The organism is Sphingomonas sp. jy18 (genome assembly GCF_056931895.1).
This window is the reverse complement of the sequence record NZ_JBXPBT010000006.1, coordinates 36,751-56,518: the sequence shown is the minus strand read 5'-3', so window position 1 is coordinate 56,518 and position 19,768 is coordinate 36,751. Positions and strand designations below refer to the sequence as shown.

Here is a 19,768-nt window from a genome sequence, read left to right as displayed (position 1 = left end):
GCTCCGGGAGGCGCGGCCATGAACCGGGTCAAGCTCTCCGTCCGCGTCCCGATGGGGCAGGAAGTGATGATCCGGCGCTACGCCGAGGCGCGCGGATTGACCCGCTATCAGGCCCTGTCGCGGGTGATCGAAGCCGGTCTTGGCGCGGTTGCCGATGCGCCAATGGCGGGCGGCAGCAACGCTGGCGATGACGTCATGGCGGCATTCGAAGCGCGGCTTGGCGTGATCGAGGCTCTGCTTGATCGCAGCCTCTTCACCGCCAGCGCGGCCTATGCCTATGCCCGCCGCGCGGCCCTGCGCGGCGACGGCGATGCCGACCGCACCGACAGCATGATCGGCGAAGCCGCACACTCGGCCTATCGCCGACAGCGCGCGCTTGCAGCGGAGGCCCTGTCATGAGCCGCGACCGCGACAATCTCCTGCGCGGGCAGGGCAAGTTCAAGCAGGGTATCGCCGGGCTTGCAGCCCGGTGGCGGGCCTATGCCTGGACCGTTGTCGGTAGCGGCGTGTTTGGAGCATTCCTGCTCGCCAGCCATGATCCCGCGCCGGGCCAGTTCGCCTGCGCCTATCAGCATGCCCAAGGCGTAGCGGTCAGCTGGTTTGCCAGCGGACGCAGCGATCCCGAGGTCACCATTCGGTTCATGGATCGCACCGCGCGCGTGCCGGCCAGCATCCTCGCCAATGACCGGATGTGGCTATGGTGCTGGGATGACCTTGTCGGGAAGGTTGTGCTAGGGGGCACGCTGGGCGCGCTGGTCGGGATGCTACTGTGTTTCGGCTTTGCCATCTGGATACGCAGCGAGGGCAAGGAAGCCGCGCGCGACCGGTTCATTTCGGGCACGCAGATCGTATCGGAGCGCGTGCTGGCCAAGCTGACCCGCAAGGCCACCAATGATCGCTCGATCCGGATTGCGTCGGTCGGCATTCCATCATGGCTGGAGTGCCGTCACTTTGCCCTGCTCGGCACCACCGGGGCGGGAAAGACCACCGTCATGCGCCAGATGCTCGATCAGGTCGAAGCACGCGGCGAACCGGCGCTGGTCTATGATACCTCGGGCGAGTTCATCACCCAATACTACCGGCCGGAGCGCGGCGACATCATCCTCAATCCCTTCGACGAGCGCTCGGCCTTCTGGTCGCCTTTCTCCGAGATTGCGCATCCGGCGGACGCCGACCGCATCGCGCGCCAGCTGGTGTCCGAAACCGGCGAGCGCGATGATGATGTCTGGCTGGAAACGTCCCGCATTCTGGTGGCCAATATCCTGCGGGTGCTGAGCGCCGAGGGGCGGACCACGCTTCCCGACCTGCTCGACGCGCTTCAGGTCAAGGGCAAGGAGGAGATGAAGGTCTGGCTGGCGGGCACATCATCGGCGCGCACCTTTGCCGATGATGCCGACCGCGCCACGGGCAGCGTGCTGTTCATGCTCGCCAAGGCTGCGACGCTGTTGCAGTTCCTGTGGCGGGAGCCGGGAGATCGCGGCAGCTTTGCCTTCCGCGAATTCATCGCCGGGCTGGACGCGCATCAGGGGCCCAAGCCCTGGCTCTTCGTCCCCCGCAAGGAAGACTATTTCGAGGCCATGAAGCCGCTGCTGGCCTGCTGGCTCGAATGCGCAGCCAGCGCCATGCTGGGCCTGCCTCCATCAGACAGGCGGCGCATGTGGTTCTTTCTCGATGAGCTGGCGGACCTACCCCGCGTCGACAATCTCACCCGGCTCTTGCCTGAGGGCCGCAAGTTCGGGGCCAGCGTCGTGCTGACCTTCCAGGCCATCGGGCAGATGCACCGCCGCTATGGCCGCGACAGCGCCGAGGCGCTGCTCGGCTGCTGCAATTCCAAGCTCTACCTGCAGCTCATCGACCGCGACACACGTGAATGGGCATCGCGGAACATCGGCGATGTCGAGGTCGAAGTGCGCAGCGCCTCTGACAGCTTCGAGACCGGGCCGCACAGCGGGCGCACGTCCGTCGGCAGCACCCGCGTGGTCCGCCCTGCGGTAATTGAGAGCGATCTTCGTCTGCAGCCACATCACGGCTTCCTGCAATTGCCCGACGCCTTGCCGGTGGGGCGGATCAAGCTGACGCGGGAGCACATCGATGCGCGCGGGCCTGCCCGCCATCCGGCCTTTGTTCCGGCCCATATCAGCCGGATGCTCTGGAACCGGATGCCCAAGAAGGCTGACACCGGCACGGCCAAGGATGATCCCGCGAACACCCTGAAAGGTCCGGTCTGATGGTTGCCACCATCGGCGCGATCGGCAGTTCGGCGGCAGCTTCCAGCTACTATGAGGCCGACGACTACTACGCCGATGGTGGCATCTCTCCGAGCGAATGGCAGGGCGAGGGGGCCAAGGCGCTTGGCCTGTCCGGCGAGGTCAGCCGCGACACCTTCCGCGCCATGCTCGATGGCACCCTGCCGGACGGCCAGCAACTCGGCACCATGCGTGAAGGCAAGCTCCAGCACCGGCCCGGTTGGGACATTACGCTTTCCGCGCCCAAGTCGGTTTCGATCATGGCCGAGGTGGCGGGCGACCGCCGTCTGGTCGCCGCGCACGCCAATGCGGTGAAGGCGGCGCTGGCCTATATCGAGCGCCATGCCGCCGCCACCCGCATTCGCGGGGATGGCGGGGTCGAGCGACAGACCACCGACAATCTTGTCATCGCCAGCTTCCGGCATGACACGAGCCGAGCGCAGGACCCTCAGCTCCATACCCACAATGTCATCATGAACATGACGCAGGACGCGGAAGGGAACTGGCGCAGCCTGGAGCCGCGCGCGCTCTACCAGCTGCAGAAGGCTATTGGCGCGGTCTATCGGCAGGAGCTGGCAGTGGGCGTGCGCGCGCTCGGCTACGGCATCGAGCAGGGGAAAGATTCCCTGTTCGAGATCAAGGGCGTCCCCGCCGCCGTGATCCGCGCCTTCAGCGAGCGCGCCGCCCAGGTCGAAGCCCGGCTTGCCGAGCGCGGCCAGACCCGCGCCACCGCATCCGCCGAGGAAAAGCAGATCGCTGCGCTCGATACTCGCGAAGCGAAGCAGACGTTGGAGCGGGGTGAGCTGGTCAGCAGCTGGCGCGCCGAGGCGGATGCAGCAGGGTTTGGAAAGGACGCGCGGGAAGCCTTGGTGGCAGCGAGCAAGGAGGTGGCGGCCAGTTTGGAGTATGGCAGCGCGTTGGCCGCGCAGGGGCAGATCGCTGCGCATCAGACCGTTGCCCTTGCCGCCGCCAGTCTTGGGGAACGCCAGTCGGTGTTCGCTGCCGCTGAGCTTGAGAAGGAGGCAGGGCGTTATGGGTTGGGCCGCGTCAGCGCTGCGCAGATCAATGCTGCCGTTGCGCGGGCGCAGGGCGACGGTGCGCTTGTGCCGCGCACCTTCCTCGACAAGCGCGGCGCGGAATTCACTGGGTTCACCACCGCCGAGAATATTGCCCATGAGCGGCAGTTGCTGCGTCTGGAGGCCGAGGGACGCGGGGCCGCCTCGCCAATCCTGTTGGCAAAGCAGGCTGCCAGCGCGGTTGCGCGTGCCGAGCTCAAGTCCGATCACCCCTGGAATGAAGGCCAGCGCGCGGCCACCCGCGCGCTGCTGACCAGCCCGCACCGCGTGACCGGCCTGCAGGGCTATGCGGGGACCGCCAAGACCACCACCGTGCTGGCGACCTTTGCCCGCGAGGCACAGGCGCGGGGGGTTGTGGTGACCGCGCTCGCCCCGACCGCGTCCGCTGCGCAGACCTTGGGTGATGCCCTCGGCCAGCGCGGCGAGACCGTGGCCCGTCAGCTGGTTCGCAATGGCGCATCCCTGTCCGGCGGTGTGTGGATCGTCGACGAGGCATCGCTTCTTTCGGCGCGTGATATGGCGGCGCTGCTCAGCCTTGCCGCCGACAGCAAGGCCCGCGTGGTGCTGGTGGGCGATGTGAAGCAGCTTGGCTCCGTTGGCGCAGGCGCGGCCTTTGCGCAGCTGCAATCCGCCGGCATGGCAACCGCGCGGCTCGACAATGTTGTGCGCCAGACCAATGCTGCCACCCGTGAAGCGGTGCTGGCATCGATCGAAGGCGATGCCCGCAAGGCGCTGGACGCGCTGGAGCGCGGCGGCGGAAAGATCATTGCCCATGGCAGTCAGGGCGAGCGTTATGCCGCCATGGCCAAGGCCTATGCCGCGCTGGATGCCAGCGAACGCGCTCGAACGCTAGTCATCGAACCGTCGCGAGATGGTCGCGATACGCTCACCGCCGATATCCGCCGGGAGCTTGCCGCAGCCGGGGTTCTGTCCGGTCCCGCCGTCATCATGGAAAGCATGGTCGCCAAAAACCTGTCGCGCATCGAGGCCCGCGATCCCGCGAGCTATGCGCCCGGTGACACTGTGCGGTTCCTGCGCGACTATGCCGACAAGGGCGTCACTCGGGGCGCTGCCTACCGGGTCGAGCGGATCGATCCGGACAAGGCCGCTATATCGCTCAAGTCCGCTAACGGTTCAGCCGTCGACTGGCGGCTGCGCCAGTGGGGTTCGGGAAAGGTCGAGGTGTTCGAGCCAAAGGCGATGGAGTTGCAGACGGGCGACCGTGTGCAGTTTACCCGCAACGACCGCGAGGCCGGGCGCATCAACGGATTGCATGGCACGGTGACCGGCATCGATCCCGAGCGCCAGCAGGCCACCATCGCGCTGGCCAATGGCCGCGAGCAGCGGCTCGATCTCACCGAGCCGCGCGACGCACATCTGCGCCATGCCTATGTCCAGACCGCCCACGCCGCACAAGGCCAGACCGCCGAGCGCGTCCTGATCCACGCCGACAGCCGCTCCGCCAATCTGGTCGATCAGAAGATGCTCTATGTCGCGCTCTCGCGCGCGAAGTCAGAAGCCATTGTCGTCACCGACGACAAGGCACGGCTGATCCGCGCCATCCACGAGCGCGCGGGCGAGAAGCAGACGGCCATGGAGGTCAGTGCGCAGGAAGCGTCCAAGGCGAAATCTCTGGGGGCCGGTCTCGGCTGACAACGCGGGTAGCGCACGCGCAGCGCCATGGCATCCGTCGCCCTGCCATTGGAATGAACTGCTCCTGTGTGACGGCCCGTGCCGGGCGGGATCAACAGCCTGCCCGCTCCATTCGGGCTTCGCCCTCCCGTGTTGGCTGTTCCGCGCTTTGCGCTGACCCGTCCGGCTATCCGGCCCGTCCCTTCATCCGCGTTCCCAACGACAGGACGAAGGATTATCACCATGGCCAGCACCGCAACCGCCAGCATTTACGACACCATCACCAACCAGATCATCGCCGCGCTGGAGCGCGGCACGGGTGACTACACGCTTCCCTGGCACCGAAGCAGCGCCCCGCTCACGCGCCCCATCAATGCGGTCACCCGCAAGGCCTATCGCGGCGTCAATGTCCTTGCCCTCTGGGCCAGCGCCGAGGCGCAGGACTTTGGGCATGGTCTCTGGGCCACATATCGGCAGTGGCAGTCGCTGGGTGCACAGGTCCGCAAGGGCGAGAAGGCCTCGCCGATCGTGTTCTACAAGGTCCTGGACAAGGCAGAGGGCAGCGAAGATGAGGCGCGCGAGGGCGCGGGCCGGATCTTCGCGCAGGGCTCGCATGTGTTCAACGTTGCGCAGGTCGAGGGCTATGCCTTGCCCGAGGTGCCGGAAGCCGAGGCCTTCAATCCCATCCCTGATGTCGAGGCCTTCATCGCTGCCACAGGTACCGCCATCCGTATTCAGGGCGACAGCGCCCACTACAGCCCTTCCGCCGACACGATCACCATGCCCGACCGCGAGCGGTTCTTCGCCACCGATACCGCCAGCGCGGAGCAGAACTGGTATGCCATCCTTCTGCACGAGCTGGTCCACTGGACCGGTGCCGACCACCGCCTGGCCCGCACCTTCGGCAAGCGCTTCGGTGACGAGGCCTATGCCATGGAAGAGCTGGTCGCCGAGCTCGGCTCAGCCTTCCTGTGCGGTGACCTTGGCCTGTCGGTGACCCCGCGTCCGGACCATGCCTGCTACCTCGCCAGCTGGCTCAAGGTGCTCAAGGGCGACAACCGCGCGATCTTCACCGCCGCCAGTGCGGCGGCCAAGGCTGCGGAGTGGTTGGAAAATCTGGAACAATCAGGCCTTTCTGCTCGGCAGTGATCCTGATAGCTACACCTGGTTACCCGGAGATCGAGCACCGCATGCCGCGCATATTTGATAATATCGACAACTCTCTCCTACCTGAACTGAGCAAGGTTCTATCTGTTTCGGAGCGGGCCGACTTCTGCGTGGGTTACTTCAATTTGCGTGGCTGGCGCCGGATCGATGAACACATCGAAACCTGGTCGGGCGAAAACGGGAATTCGTGTCGCCTTCTCGTCGGCATGCACCAATCGCCAGAACGCGGTCTTCGGGAAAAACTAGCCGCTGCCTTTCATGAGGACGGCATCGACAACGCCCGTGCGCTGGAGCTCAAGAAAGCTCTTGCTGAAGAGTTCAGGACTCAGCTCACCCTTGGGACGCCCTCAAATAGCGACGAAGCAGGACTGCGGCGACTTGCGCGTCAGATTCGAGCGAAGAAGGTCGTCGTTAAGCTGTTCTTGAGGCACCCGCTGCACGCGAAACTTTACCTTCTGCATCGCCCTGACCCAGTGAATCCAAAGGTGGGCTTTGTTGGCAGCAGCAACCTAACCTTTGCTGGTCTCTCCCTTCAGGGAGAATTGAACGTCGACGTTATGGACCACGACGCTTGCGACAAGTTGGCGGAATGGTTCGAAGCCCGATGGACCGATCGGTGGTGTGTAGACATTTCGGATGAGCTGGCTGAGATCATCGAGACCAGCTGGGCGGGGGAGGTCTTGGTCCCGCCTCACCACGTATACCTGAAGATCGCATATCACCTCGCGCAAGAGGCCAGACTTGGTCAGTCAGAGTTTCGTATCCCGTCCATTTTTGGCGACAAGCTCTTCGCGTTCCAGACCAGTGCGGTGAAAGTCGCAGCCCATCACCTCAATAAGCGTGGTGGCGTGGTGATCGGCGACGTCGTCGGGTTGGGAAAGTCCATCATGGCGTCCGCTCTGCTAAAGATCGTGGAGGAAGTTGATGGACGTGCGCTGATTATCTGCCCGAAAAACCTTCTCGATATGTGGCACGACTACGTCGAGACCTACGAGCTAAACGCCAAGGTCGTGTCTCTATCGCGGGTTGAAAGCGAACTCAAAGAACTCAAGCGGTATCGAACTGTCTTGATCGACGAAAGCCATAACCTCAGGAACCGTGAGGGGAAGAGGTATAAAGCGATTGCGGACTACATTCGGACAAATGATAGTCGATGTATTTTGCTTTCTGCGACGCCGTATAACAAGACGTTTATTGATCTATCTTCGCAGCTTCGTTTGTTCATAGAAGACGATCAAGACATCGGCATTCGCCCCGAAGCCATGATCCGAACCATCGGCGGTGAAACCGAGTTTGTGCGCCGGCATCAGTGCGCGGTCCGGTCTCTGCCTGCGTTCGAAAAAAGTGATCAGACCGAGGATTGGCGCGAGCTTATGCGGCTGTACATGATCCGCCGGACGCGCGGTTTCATTCTGCAGAACTACGCCCAGACAGATGACGATAATGGTCGGAAGTACATCACGTTTTCGGACGGAACACGGTCATATTTTCCAGTGCGGCAACCGAGATCAGTCAAGTTTGAGATCGACGATAGCGACCCCCTGGACCCATACGCGAGGGCGTATTCGGATGAGGTAGTCTCAGCCATCGATGGTCTAGCGCTCCCTCGCTATGGCCTAGCGAATTATCTCAACCCAGACCCGGCGCATCCGCCTACGCCTGCGGAAGACACCATCATGGATGGGCTCGGACGTGCCGGTATCCGGTTGATGGGTTTCTGCAAAACGAACCTTTTCAAGCGCCTAGAGAGCGGCGGTCCGGCTTTCGTCCAATCCTTGCAGAGACACATCATGCGCAATCTGGTGTACCTGTATGCATTGGAAAACGAATTGCCGGTGCCCATCGGCACGCAGGATTCTGAATTGCTTGATGTGTCGGACGAAGATGCCGATTCCGATGCTATCCAAGGTTTGTTTGAAACGGGCGAGTATAGCGATGCGGATGACGACGCCACAGCAGTCCTCTCCGACGAACTTACCGCGCTCAAGCAGCAGGCAGCTCAAATCTATGGGGTTTACGCCAACGCCAAGAAGCGGCGCTTCAAATGGTTGAAGGCCACGCACTTCAAGCGAGCGCTGCAGACCGATCTTCAAGCCGACATCGACGCTCTTCGCCGTGTTCTCGAAATCTGCGGACCCTGGGAAGAGGCTCGCGACAAGAAGCTTCATGCACTTATTGAGCTCGTTTCCGCCCGCCATCCGGCCGACAAGCTGCTGATCTTCACACAGTTCGCGGACACCGCCCGCTATCTTGAAACGGCTCTTCGCAACGCCGGGGTAACTGCGGTCGCCGCAGTCACTGGCCAATCCGAGAACCCGACACGGCTTGCGTGGCGCTTCAGCCCAAGGTCGAACAGGAAGGAAAAGGTGGCGCAGGCGGAGGGCGAGCTTCGTGTTCTGATCGCGACCGACGTGTTGTCCGAGGGGCAGAACCTCCAGGATTGCGCAACGATCGTGAATTTTGATCTGCCTTGGGCAATTATCAGGCTGATCCAGCGTGCAGGCCGCGTCGATCGCATCGGCCAGCAGGCGGATACGATCAACTGCTATTCCTTCCTTCCGGCCGAAGGCGTTGAGCGCATCATCAGGCTGCGCGCTCGCGTTCGAGCACGCCTGAAAGAGAACCAGGAAGTCGTCGGTTCGGATGAAACCTTCTTCGAGGACGACAATAAAGAGAACCCCATCCAAGACCTTTACAGCGAGAAGTCCGGCATTCTCGACGGCGAGGATGACGGCGAAGTTGATCTTGCGTCATACGCGTTCCAGATTTGGCAGAATGCCATCACCGCCGATCCCAAGCTTCGGAAGTTGGTCGAAGATCTGCCCGATGTGGTTTACGCCACCAAAGCGTTGCCCTCGGTACCTGACGCGAAGGCCGGTGCGCTCGTCTACATCAGGACACCGGACGACAATGACGCATTGGCGTGGGTCGATCAGAACGGTGAAATCCTGACGCAATCCCCGCTGGCTATCCTGCGCGCGGCGGAGTGCCCGCCCACCGAACTCGCGTTGGAGAGGACTGACTACCACCACGACATTGTCCGCCATGGGGTAGAGCACCTCATGCAGGAGGAACGCACCACCCACGGCACCTTGGGGCGACCATCCGGTGCCCGCTACAAGACCTATGACCGCCTGAAGCGTTTTCTTGAGCAGCAGGGAAGCGAACGGACGCTCTTTGTGACCGACCATTTTGTGCGGGACGTTGAGAAGGCGATGGCAGACATCTATGATTTCCCGATGTTTCAATCGGCTATCGATACACTCAACCGCCACCTGAAAACGGGCATTGGCGATTATCCGCTCGCCCAGATGGTTATCGCCCTTCGTGAGGATGGGCGCCTCTGTATGAAGCAGGACAAGGACGAGGCCCAAGCCGACATGAGGATCATCTGCTCCATGGGGCTGAAAGGCTGACAATGGCAATTGATAGACCCCGCGCCACCCAGCACCTCAAGGCCTTCGATTTCGCGATGCTCTTCGTTGAAGAGCTTGGCTGGGATCGCCCAAGCTCACGCCAGCCCGAGATCATCAGCGCGGGCGGGCAAGACTATCGGCTGTCGCCCGTAGCCGATAAGCGTGGCGTTCGGATTTTCCATTGCCCGGAGATACCCGATCGCGCGCTTCGCCAGTACATCGAGCGCGAGATTACCAAGCGCGCCTTCGAGCATCTCATCATCTTCACCGATGAGGAGCAGACCAGGCAGATCTGGCAATGGGTCGCGAGGGAAAAGGGTAAGTCGGCCGCCTTCCGTGAGCACATCTGGCTCGCGAACAGCGCTCCCGATCCGCTGATCCAGAAGCTGGACCATATCGCGTTCACCCTGAACGACGAAGAGGGCCTGACGCTTTCCGGCACGACATTGCGCATGCGCGATGCGTTCGACCGCGAGAAGATCACGAAGCGTTTCTACGAGGATTTCAAGAAGCAGCACGACCGCTTCCTTGGCTTCATCGATGGCCTCGCCAACGTATCCGACCGTCAGTGGTACGCCTCCCTGATGCTCAACCGGCTGATGTTCGTCTACTTTATTCAGAAGAAGCGCTTCCTAAATGGCGACATCGACTATCTGAAGACCAAGCTGGCCGAGGTGCGCGCCGAGAAGGGGGATGACCAGTTCCACACTTTCTACCGCGCGTTCCTGCTGAAGCTTTTCCACGGTGGCCTCGCCACACCCGCCAATGCCCGTGATGCCGACACGGCGCGGCTGCTCGGCAACATCCCCTATCTCAATGGCGGCCTGTTTGAGCCACACGCGCTGGAGGCGGACGGTAACGACATCCAAATCGCCGACGCCGCATTCGAAGGCGTATTCAACTTCTTCGACCAGTACGAATGGACGCTCGACACCCGCCCCATCGAGCAGGCCGATGGCAAGGAAATCAACCCCGACGTCCTCGGCCACATCTTCGAAAAGTACATCAACCAGAAGCAGATGGGGGCTTATTACACCAAGGAAGACATCACCGATTACATCACCAAGAACACCGTCATCCCCTGGCTTTTCCAGAATGCCATCGCACACGACAAGGTGGCATTCGAGCCGGGCAGTGCAGTGTGGCAAATGCTGTCTGATGACCCGGATAAGTACATCTATCCGGCGGTGAAGCACGGGGCGGATCAGCCGCTTCCCGACAATATCGCCGCAGGTATCGAAGATGTTGCGCAGCGCGGCGACTGGAACAAGACCGCCCCCGCCAGCCACGGCCTGCCGACCGAAACCTGGCGTGAGCTGGTGGCGCGGCGGGAACGCTATGCCAACCTCAAGGCCAAGGCGGCCTCGGGCGAAATTTCGTCGATCGAGGATTTCATCACCCTCAATCTCGATATCCGCCAGTTCGCGCGCGATGCGATCCAATATGCCGAAAGCCCCGATCTGGTTCGCGCCTTCTGGAAAGGCATTTCGGCGATCAAAGTGCTCGACCCCGCCTGCGGATCGGGCGCGTTCCTGTTTGCCGCGCTCAACATCCTGTACGACCTGTATGACGCCTGCCTTGAGCGAATGGAGCAGTTCGTCGAGACCGCTCTCGAAGGCAGCGGCCCGCGCCAGCTCTATTCCGATTTCCGCACCGTGCTCGAGCGGATCGAGCGCCATCCCAACCGGTCCTATTTCATCTACAAATCGATCATCCTCGATAACCTTTATGGCGTGGATATCATGGATGAGGCGGTTGAAATCTGTAAGCTCCGCCTTTTCCTGAAACTCGCCTCTCAGCTTGAAAGCGCCGACCAGATCGAGCCGCTACCGGACATCGATTTCAACATCCGGGCGGGGAATACCCTAGTCGGCTACACTTCGTTTGATGATGTTCGAAAGGCGACGAGTTCAAGGGGCTTCGACTTCGACGACCGGGCCGGTAAAATCGAAGCGTCAGCCCAGGATCACGGCGCTCGCCTTCGCCTGTTCCGCGAGCAGCAGACCAAGCTTCACGGTGAAATCACGTCTGCAGACAAAGCGGAGTTACGGGCACGCTTGGCAGCGCTCAACATGGAGCTCGACCATTTTCTTGCAGAAGATTACGGAGTTCAAGGTGCCGACAAAACTACCAAGGACTCGCGCCTAAAGAAGTGGAAGGCGGCTCACAAGCCGTTTCACTGGCTCTCGGAATTTTATGACATCGTAGTCGGCCATGGTTTTGACGTAGTGGTGGGTAACCCACCATACGTAAAGGCCGGAGATGTTCGAAAAGATTATGCCATTCTGGGGTACGATACTGAACGCTGCCCTGATATGTATGCATGGATCATGGAACGGGCTGCCGAGCTCACGTCAGAAAATGGCTTCTATGGCATGATTGTTCCGCTTAGCCTCGCCTTCTCGAGTGGTTTTCAGCCACTGCGCCAGCTCTTGTTGAAGGAATTTGACGCCAATTGGTTTTCGTCATTTGCAAGAATTCCGGCCGCGCTTTTCAGCGCTGACGTACGGGTGCGGAACACAATTCATATCGGGCAGCGCTGTGGGCGCCAGGGCAATTACACTACATCAACTCATCGATGGTTTGAGGTGGCTCGGCCACATCTTGTTGAACGCATCGAGTATGCGAAATTCGATCCTGCAATATGGGATGGATTAATCCCAAAGCTTGGCAACCAGCGGCTAATGGCTGCGCTTGAAGTTGCCAAGCAGCGAATAAAGCCTCTAGATGCCAAAATTGTATCTCAAGCAAACCGTTATCAGCTGTACTTCAAAAAATCTGCCTATAATTGGGTTTCTTTTGCCTTCGATCCGGCTCCATCTTATGGTGCGAATGGAAAGCAGCTCCCTATCACAGAGACGGGTTTAACCTCATTTGAATCGAAAGAGTCTGCTGCATTGGCTCACACTTTCTTGAATGGTAAAATTGGGCTGATTTGGTGGATGCTTCTTGGGGATGATTTCCATGTAACCAAGGCTAACTTTGAGGGGATACCTTTCCCTACAGATATGCCTCAAAGTGACATGAATGCATTAATCGCTCTATCGGAAGAACTTACAGATTGCATAAAACAAAACATTGTATTCAAATTGAATGCTGGAAAAAGGATTGGCAATTATAATCTCGCTAAGTGTCGAAATGTTACTGATAAATCTGATGCTATCTGGATAAGGCATCTGGGGGTTGAGGGGTTATGGTCAGATATTGAGCTGGCTTATTCACAAATTGTGAAAACAGATTTCCACTCCAAAGGCCAAGATGAATCGGGGGAGTTCGATTCATGACAAGCTTGGCCCTGACGACGAAATTGTACTCAACGGCGGTTTGGCGTCACATTACAGCGGCAGCCAAGATAGCTTCAAAGCCTTCGTATGCTGCCGTTGCATATTTTGGCAGTACCGGAGATAAGCTCCTTCCGCTCCGAAAAGGTAGCAAGCTGGTTGTCGATGCCAGCCTTGGCGCTGTCACAACGGGCATTACAGATCCCAAAGCCCTTCGGCGTCTCCACAATCGCGGGGTCAGCGTTTTTTCTATGCCTTTGCTTCATGCAAAGGCCTTTGCCTTTGATTCTGTTGGATTTGTTGGCTCTTCGAATGCATCTTCTAATTCAGCAAAGCGGCTAATTGAAGCCAACATTGCAATTTCTGATACCAAGACGCTCAAAAGCATTCGTGAATTCGTGATGAGTTTGGCAACAGACAGTCTCGACAATGATGCTCTAGACTGGCTTGAGAAGCGCTACAGGCCGCCGAACATTGCGATGCCTAGCGTTTCCGATGATGTGCATAAACGCTTGATTATGCAGATCATGCCAGCAGATCAGCAAGGTTACTCACGTCATCAAGTGCAGCCACCATCAGGGGCATGGAGGGAATTTTTCGGAATAGAAATCGACGATGATGATATGCCAATATTCAGATTGCGAAATCTGTCGAGTGGAGAGGTTTTTGATCGGAAGGTCGTCAGGCACACAAAAGTCATGACGTTAGACATACCAGAGGCAACTCCCGATTCGATTTTGGAGATCTGGCATGTTGGCCTTGATCGTTATGACTACCGAGTTGTGGTTCCTTCGACTAGCAAATATCGGGCGCTCGACAGACTGCTTCGGACTACGGATAACCCTTCGTGGGTGTCGGGACGACTATGGGCAGTGCTATAGGTAGCGCAGTCGCCCTCTTCTGCTCCAATTCTTGCCCCGGCGACATCATCCTGAGGGCGCAGGACTGGGCCAATGCACGGGGTCCAGACAGCGCTCCGGTGATCGGCGGCTTTCACACTCCCGTTGAGCGCGACGTTCTCCGCATCCTGCTGCGCGGCAATGCGCCCGTGATCATCGTCCTTGCCCGCGCCGCACAAGGCTGGCGCGCCCCCAAGCCTCTCGGCCCTGCAATCAAGGCCGGCGTTGCCGCAGGCACGGCTCAGATCGTCAGTCCGTTTCCCGCAACCCAGACGCGCACCACCGCGACCGCCGCCGAAGCCCGCAACCGTCACATCTTGACCCTGTGCGACACGGTCCTGATCGCCCACGCTGCCCCCGGCAGTAAAACCGAGGCGCTGGCACAGGAGGCGAAAACAATGGGTCTCCCGATCTTCACCTTGCCATCCCCGGCCAATTCGCATCTATTGCAAATGGGGGCGCAAATCGTTCCAGATCAATAGCCTGTCTGGGGGGGTCGCATGGCGAAAGCGGAAGCAACAGTCGAAGAGCTCGTCGGCATGGTCGAGCGTGGGGAGCTGAGGCTGCCCGAAATGCAGCGCCAATATGTGTGGCGCTCGCCCCGCGTCCGAGACCTGATGGATTCGCTCTATCGCGGCTATCCCTCCGGTGCGATCCTGCTGTGGGAAACCGATGAAGCCGTGCCCCTGCAGCAGATGGCCGTGACCCAATCGGCCAACCCCTACGCTACGACCCGGCTTCTGCTGGACGGCCAGCAGCGGTTGACGTCCTTGTCCGCCGTGATCCGGGGAGAGCCGGTCAAGGTCCGCGGCCGCGTCAGACCGATCGAGTTGCTGTTCAATCTCGAGCACCCTGAGCGTCAGGAGATCGTCACCGAGGTGGACGAGGATGCGGAGGACGACGCGCCCGAGACCGATGAGGCGGATTCGACCGAAGACGAACTTCAGAAGCGCTTTGAGCGGATGACGTTTGTTGTATCGACCAACAAGCTCGCGGCGCTGCCACAATGGGTAAAAGTCTCCGAGGTCTTCAAAAGCGAGAGCGACACGGTTTTTCTTAAGCGCGCCGGGGTCAGCAACTTTGATGATCCACGCTATGAGAAATACACGCAGAGGCTAGCGCAGCTCCGCCGCATCCGGAAATATGTTTACCGCATGGATGTCCTCGAACGGTCTTTGACTTACGAGGAAGTGACGGAAATCTTCGTCCGCGTGAATTCCCTCGGCGCAAAGCTGCGCAGCTCCGATCTTGCGTTGGCGCAGATCACGGCGCGCTGGCGCCACAGTCTTGAAATCTTCCAGGAATTCCAGCGCGAATGTGCCAAGCTTGGGTTTGACCTGGACCTCGGCATTCACCTTAAGACGCTAATCGCCTTCGCGACGGGCCAATCACGCTTCTTGACCGCTGGTCGCCTGTCGCTCGACGTACTGCAGACCGGGTGGAAGGAGGCAACCGAAGGCATGCGGTTTGCCATCAACTTCCTGAAGAGCAACGTCGGGATCGACAGCCCCGCGCTGCTGTCATCTCCCTTCCTGATGATCGTGGTAGCCTATTTCGGACACGCCAAGGGCTATGCGCTTTCCCCGGAGGAGTCGGACCGCCTGCGTCAATGGGCGCTGCTGGCCAACGCCAAGGGCAGGTTCTCACGTGGTTCCAGCGAAACGATCCTCGACCAGGATTTGGCGACCATCGACAAGGTTGGTTCAGCAGACGCCTTGATCGACCGCGTTCGCCTGCAGTTTGGCAGGCTTACTGTCACGCCCGAAGATTTGGAAGGCCGCGATCAGCGCAGCTCGCTGTTCAAAACGATGTTCCTCACGTTCCGCGCACTGGGTGCGAAGGATTGGACCTCCAATCTTCTGATTTCACTGGATCATTCCGGCGCGCAGCACCGCCTGCAATTCCACCATTTCTTCCCCAAAGCCGTGCTGACCAAGCACGGTTTTTCCTCGCGGGAAGCCGACGACGTTGCCAACCTGACCTTCATCGGCGGACGCACCAACCGCAAAATCAGCGACAAGCCGCCTTCGGTCTACTTGGCTGATTATCTGGCCAAGCAGGGGCCTGACTTGCTGTCGCTGCAGGGTATCCCGGCTGAGCCGAATTTGCTGGAAGTGGAAAGCTACCGCGAATTTCTGAATGCGCGGCGCTCGCTGCTGGCCGCCGCGATCAATGCGTTTCTTGGTGTATCGGACGAGTAGGGTCGCCGTTGCCCAAGCGCTCCATCACCGATGAAGAGATTGGCCTGATCAAGGCCATGCTCGCTCGCGGCATGGCGAACAAGGACATCCAGTTCTACTTCAACCGTCAAGACCGTGCGGTGAATTCCGGACGGATCACCGGGATACGCGACCGAAGCTACGGGCCTGAGGTGCCAAAAGCGGGCGACGACGCATTAGCTGCATTCATCGCAAGCTTTAGGGCTCCGCCGTTGGCAGCCCCCGGTCTCGTCGTCGAAGCCGCGCCACCCACGCCACCAGGCGCTACGGACGAACGGGTTCTGCGGTCATTCTTCGCCAAGGATGACGAAGGGGTTTGGCGGTGCTCGGCTGGCGAGACTGACGAATTCGAATGCAAGGAAAACTTCAGCCTCCGCAACTTCGGGAAGCCGCTGCGCACCATCGCGGGCTTCGCCAATAATCGTGGCGGCTACCTGTTTTTCGGGGTGAAGGACAAGCCACACGGCTTTGCCGTCTGCGGCTTGGCCGATGATCGATTCACCAGCACCGACCAGAACAAGTTCAGCCAGATAATCCGCTCTGTGCTGGAGCCCACACCACGCTTTCGCGTCGCCAGCCTGATACTTGATGCAATGACGGTCGGCGTTATCCATGTCGAACCGCATAGCGCCAAACCCGTTATCGCAAGCCGGACAGAGGGCGAAGTCGCTGAGGGAGCGATCTATTTCCGATACCCCGGCGAAACGAAGGCAATTTGCTATGCCGATCTTCGCGCCATCTTGGACGAACGGGATCAACGCAGCCGGGAGGCGATTTTGCCGATGGTCCAGCGATTGCTTGAACTCGGTCCTAAAGACGCGATGGTCGCAAATATCGCAGACGGTCAGCTAGAAGGCGGGGATCGTCCGATCATCATCGACCAGCAACTCGTTGACCGGATCAAGTTCATTCGGGACGGCGAATTCGACGAGCGCGAGGGCGCGGAAACGTTGCGCCTCGTGGGAGATGTAAGCGCTGTTGACCTGTCAAGCGTCACGACAGTGAAGACAGTTCGAACCGAAGTTACAGAGGAATCGATCGTCCGGAATTTCGTTGGGCGCGTGCTGGTGGAGGAGCCGTTGGCATATGTCCGGCAGGCCAGCCACGAGCAAAGCTTCCTGTTGCCAATCTTTTATTATCTGCACCTTGCTGGTCAAACACGCGGGGAAGCTATCGTCGCCCTGAGGGCGCACCGCAATGCCAAGCCCAATACCGTGAAAGAGATAATCCGCCGACTTCAGCGCGAGCGAACAATGTTCGTCAAGGCCGGAGGGATGAGGTTGAGGAGACTCATTCAGATCCGCGAACGCGCAGTCGGCCAGATTACGACATCTGCGCGAGCCAAGGAGGTGATGGACGCCATGACCGGGCTGAAAGAAGCCGACGCCGATGTATTCGAGTATGCGAACGAATTGGTGGGTCAGTGCCTCGAGTTTTGGGCGGATGACCGTAATTTGGTGACCTATATCCGGAAAGCGGCATCGCGTTTGGATGAGCTGATCTATGGTCCACTTGTGCCTGAGTAGTGGCATTTTTTGGCCGCTGCCCAGTCGGGCAACCTGCTCTATCCGCTGGCGCAGACCGGGCCTTTAGTCCCGGCCCATCCGGGTGACGATCAGGAGCGGGTGCAAGCGGAGCGGGAGTTTCTGGTGGACGCGCTCTGTCCCGCATGGCCGGTGGCCATGCTCCTGAGGGCGCGGTGTCTTTGAGCTAACCCGCAGGCGCGCTCGCCTCTCTCATTGCCGGACGCCCGCTGGCCCACTTGGCCCGCGCGCAGGGCGTCCGGCGGCTTCGCGCCGTGCAAGGGCGCCGTTCCTGTGCGGATCGCTGCTGCGATCCTTGAGGGGAACGCCGAGGGCTTTGCCCTCTCGTTCCCAAACCCCAATCATCACCCCCGTGTGGCGGGCTTCGCCCGCTGGCCCGCGCCAGGGCATCGATTGGGGTTGTCCCTCCCCCTCCCATCCTCGCCGGAAGGCAGAGCCGCATGCCGCGTGACGCTTGCGGCTTTGCCGGATGGAGTGTGGACCATGGGTGATCTGATCTTGAATTACCGCGTGTGCGGGGCCGAGTGCCGCGAGGACTGGCTGCGCATGTTGGCGCATGACAATGGCTTGCCGCTGGTGGCGGTACAGCAGCTAGCGGACGACCTTGGCGAGCGCGAGGATTTCGGCGAGCTGATGCGCCTGTGCGAATGCGGCGGGGGCATCGCGTCATGAGCGGCGCGCTGCTGTCCCGCGCCGAGCGGATTGCGCGGCTCAATGATCTGGCGCGCCGCGCCATGGGCATTGCGTGTGTGGTGGTGGCGACCGAAGGCATTCGGGCCTTGCCCGAGGCCGATCAGTCGCGGCTGCGCGAGCTGGTCGAGAACTTCGATGCCTTCACGCCCGACAATGATCCCTATGGCGAACGGGACTTCGGCGCGATCTATCAGGGTGTGGACGGTGTCTGGTCGGTCTCGCGGCCAGTCGATGTCGCGGTGACGGTGTTCTGGAAGGTCGATGCCTATGACCGCGAATTGCGGTTCGGCAGCGAGGACCCCGCCGATCCCGCCGTGACCCGGCGGGTGCTGACCATCATGTTGGCGAGTGAATACTGATATGGCTTCCCGCTCCCACACGGTGGAACCGTCGCGCCTTGCTTTCGGCGCATGGTGCCACGCCAGCGAAAAGCAGATTGGCGAAGGCGATATTCGCGCCAGCTACAGCGCCGACCGTATCGGCATGGGGCAGCCCATCCGCAAGCCGTTCCGATACGCCGGACAGCTTTGGGTCTGTGTTGGCACCGGCCCTGCCGGAGCCGAAGCCTACCGGCTAGTGCACCCATCGCTCTATGGCGGCACGGCGCGCAGCTATCATGATCGGTGCCGCGATGGCGATCACGCGCGCAGTGATCCGGCGGGCTTCTATGATGGCATCATTGTGCGTCACGCGGGACGGGAGCTTGTGATGGCTGGTCCTCCCGCTACCTTCGTGGCGGGCGAGGAGGCGCAGCTGTCCCTGTTCTGAGGTCCCGAGATATCGACGGCCTATTCGGCAGAGGCCTTGGTTTCCCAAGGTGCGAGCCGCTTCTGCAACGCGACCAATTCCGGCACGGACTTCGCCGGGCTGTTCAGCATGGCAACAAAGGCCGTGAAGCCTTCGGGCGACATGTGAAGGGCCGTGTTCTCCATGATCACTTCTTCGGCTGCCCGCACCGCCGCATCGCGCATGAACTCCGCGCGCGAGCGCCCGCGCATCCCTGCCGCCCGGTCGATGATCGCGACATCGGCATCGGCAAGCCGCATCGAAACGCGATGATCCTTGCGCTGGACGGGGCGAGTCATGGTCAATCTCCTTGCCGCGTAGATAGCACAATCTTCCGGCTTTCGCATTGCGGGGCGAGGCCGGCGGCAGGGCGGGGAAGTGGCGGTGCCCGGTATTTCGGTCGGTGGCTTCGTTTTCAGCACCGTCACTGGCCGCGCGCGGGCGAGGGTCAATGTCCGGCCCGCGCCGGTTCCTTGCAGTCACCCGTGTTGGACATGACCCCGCGCCCTTTGCCGCGCAGCCTTTCTGTCTGGTGCAACGAGCCACCAACACGAAAGGAACATTCCATGGCCCGCACGTCCCAAGCACCCGCCACCGCGCCCGAGCCCAAGGCTCCGGATTTCATCGCCTGGCATGTCAGCAATCGCCGCGACAAGGCCTTCTGGACCAAGGTCGGAGCCGCATGGTTCCACCGCGACCGCAAGGGTCTGTCGCTCCAGCTCGAGGTCGTGCCGATCAATGGCCGGATTGTTCTGCGCACGCCGATGGACGACGAGGCCAGGGAGGTGCAGCCGGACGCTTAGCGCCCG

General features: G+C 60.6%; 15 protein-coding genes. 14 read left to right on the top strand and 1 reads right to left on the bottom strand.

Annotated features, from left to right (window positions below):
* Nucleotides 1-18 precede the first annotated feature (18 nt).
* The 13 genes from AC0QC4_RS13875 to AC0QC4_RS13815 all read left to right on the top strand — a co-directional run bounded on the left by AC0QC4_RS13875 (nt 19) and on the right by AC0QC4_RS13815 (nt 18,941).
* Nucleotides 19-399 carry a hypothetical protein gene (locus AC0QC4_RS13875; protein WP_483660502.1) on the top strand — a complete coding sequence of 127 codons (381 nt, stop codon included), beginning with the start codon at nt 19-21 and terminating at the stop codon, nt 397-399.
* Nucleotides 396-2,228, top strand: a complete 1,833-nt coding sequence (locus AC0QC4_RS13870; protein WP_483660501.1) for a type IV secretion system DNA-binding domain-containing protein — start codon at nt 396-398, stop codon at nt 2,226-2,228. Before AC0QC4_RS13875 ends, AC0QC4_RS13870 begins: the two co-directional genes overlap by 4 nt.
* The gene (mobF, locus tag AC0QC4_RS13865; protein WP_483660500.1) at nt 2,228-4,975 is read left to right on the top strand and encodes a MobF family relaxase; all 2,748 of its coding nucleotides are present in this window, start codon (nt 2,228-2,230) and stop codon (nt 4,973-4,975) included. Before AC0QC4_RS13870 ends, mobF begins: the two co-directional genes overlap by 1 nt.
* Before the next feature lie 222 nt (nt 4,976-5,197).
* Nucleotides 5,198-6,103 carry an ArdC family protein gene (locus AC0QC4_RS13860; protein ID WP_483660499.1) on the top strand — a complete coding sequence of 302 codons (906 nt, stop codon included), beginning with the start codon at nt 5,198-5,200 and terminating at the stop codon, nt 6,101-6,103.
* A complete protein-coding gene (locus tag AC0QC4_RS13855) occupies nt 6,100-9,537 on the top strand; it encodes a helicase-related protein (protein WP_483660498.1) in 3,438 nt (1,145 codons plus the stop codon). Before AC0QC4_RS13860 ends, AC0QC4_RS13855 begins: the two co-directional genes overlap by 4 nt.
* A 2-nt stretch (nt 9,538-9,539) precedes the next feature.
* A complete protein-coding gene (locus tag AC0QC4_RS13850; RefSeq protein WP_483660497.1) occupies nt 9,540-12,821 on the top strand; it encodes an Eco57I restriction-modification methylase domain-containing protein in 3,282 nt (1,093 codons plus the stop codon).
* On the top strand, nt 12,818-13,699 hold the full coding sequence (locus AC0QC4_RS13845; protein ID WP_483660496.1) for a phospholipase D-like domain-containing protein: 882 nt from the start codon (nt 12,818-12,820) through the stop codon (nt 13,697-13,699). Before AC0QC4_RS13850 ends, AC0QC4_RS13845 begins: the two co-directional genes overlap by 4 nt.
* A gap of 98 nt (nt 13,700-13,797) precedes the next feature.
* Nucleotides 13,798-14,199: a DNA-processing protein DprA gene (locus AC0QC4_RS13840; protein ID WP_483660495.1), complete on the top strand. Its 402-nt coding sequence runs from the start codon at nt 13,798-13,800 to the stop codon at nt 14,197-14,199.
* Nucleotides 14,200-14,217: 18 nt separating this feature from the next.
* Nucleotides 14,218-15,918 carry a GmrSD restriction endonuclease domain-containing protein gene (locus AC0QC4_RS13835; RefSeq protein WP_483660494.1) on the top strand — a complete coding sequence of 567 codons (1,701 nt, stop codon included), beginning with the start codon at nt 14,218-14,220 and terminating at the stop codon, nt 15,916-15,918.
* 8 nt (nt 15,919-15,926) lie between these two features.
* Nucleotides 15,927-17,462 carry an AlbA family DNA-binding domain-containing protein gene (locus tag AC0QC4_RS13830; protein WP_483660493.1) on the top strand — a complete coding sequence of 512 codons (1,536 nt, stop codon included), beginning with the start codon at nt 15,927-15,929 and terminating at the stop codon, nt 17,460-17,462.
* A 501-nt stretch (nt 17,463-17,963) separates the two neighbouring features.
* Nucleotides 17,964-18,152 (top strand): hypothetical protein, encoded by a 189-nt coding sequence (locus AC0QC4_RS13825; RefSeq protein WP_483660492.1) that lies wholly within the window; start codon nt 17,964-17,966, stop codon nt 18,150-18,152.
* Nucleotides 18,149-18,532 carry a DUF3768 domain-containing protein gene (locus AC0QC4_RS13820; RefSeq protein WP_483660491.1) on the top strand — a complete coding sequence of 128 codons (384 nt, stop codon included), beginning with the start codon at nt 18,149-18,151 and terminating at the stop codon, nt 18,530-18,532. The genes AC0QC4_RS13825 and AC0QC4_RS13820 overlap by 4 nt, the downstream gene beginning before the upstream one ends.
* A gap of 1 nt (nt 18,533) precedes the next feature.
* Nucleotides 18,534-18,941 (top strand): hypothetical protein, encoded by a 408-nt coding sequence (locus tag AC0QC4_RS13815; protein WP_483660490.1) that lies wholly within the window; start codon nt 18,534-18,536, stop codon nt 18,939-18,941.
* Between the two features lie 20 nt (nt 18,942-18,961).
* On the opposite strand, the gene AC0QC4_RS13810 is transcribed toward AC0QC4_RS13815, so the two are convergent.
* The gene (locus tag AC0QC4_RS13810; protein WP_483660489.1) at nt 18,962-19,258 is read right to left on the bottom strand and encodes a type II toxin-antitoxin system TacA family antitoxin; all 297 of its coding nucleotides are present in this window, start codon (nt 19,256-19,258) and stop codon (nt 18,962-18,964) included.
* A 267-nt stretch (nt 19,259-19,525) separates the two neighbouring features.
* Here AC0QC4_RS13810 and AC0QC4_RS13805 point away from each other — a divergent pair, with 267 nt between their 5' ends.
* Complete coding sequence (locus AC0QC4_RS13805; RefSeq protein WP_483660488.1) at nt 19,526-19,762, top strand: hypothetical protein; 237 nt, start codon at nt 19,526-19,528, stop codon at nt 19,760-19,762.
* Nucleotides 19,763-19,768 lie beyond the last annotated feature (6 nt).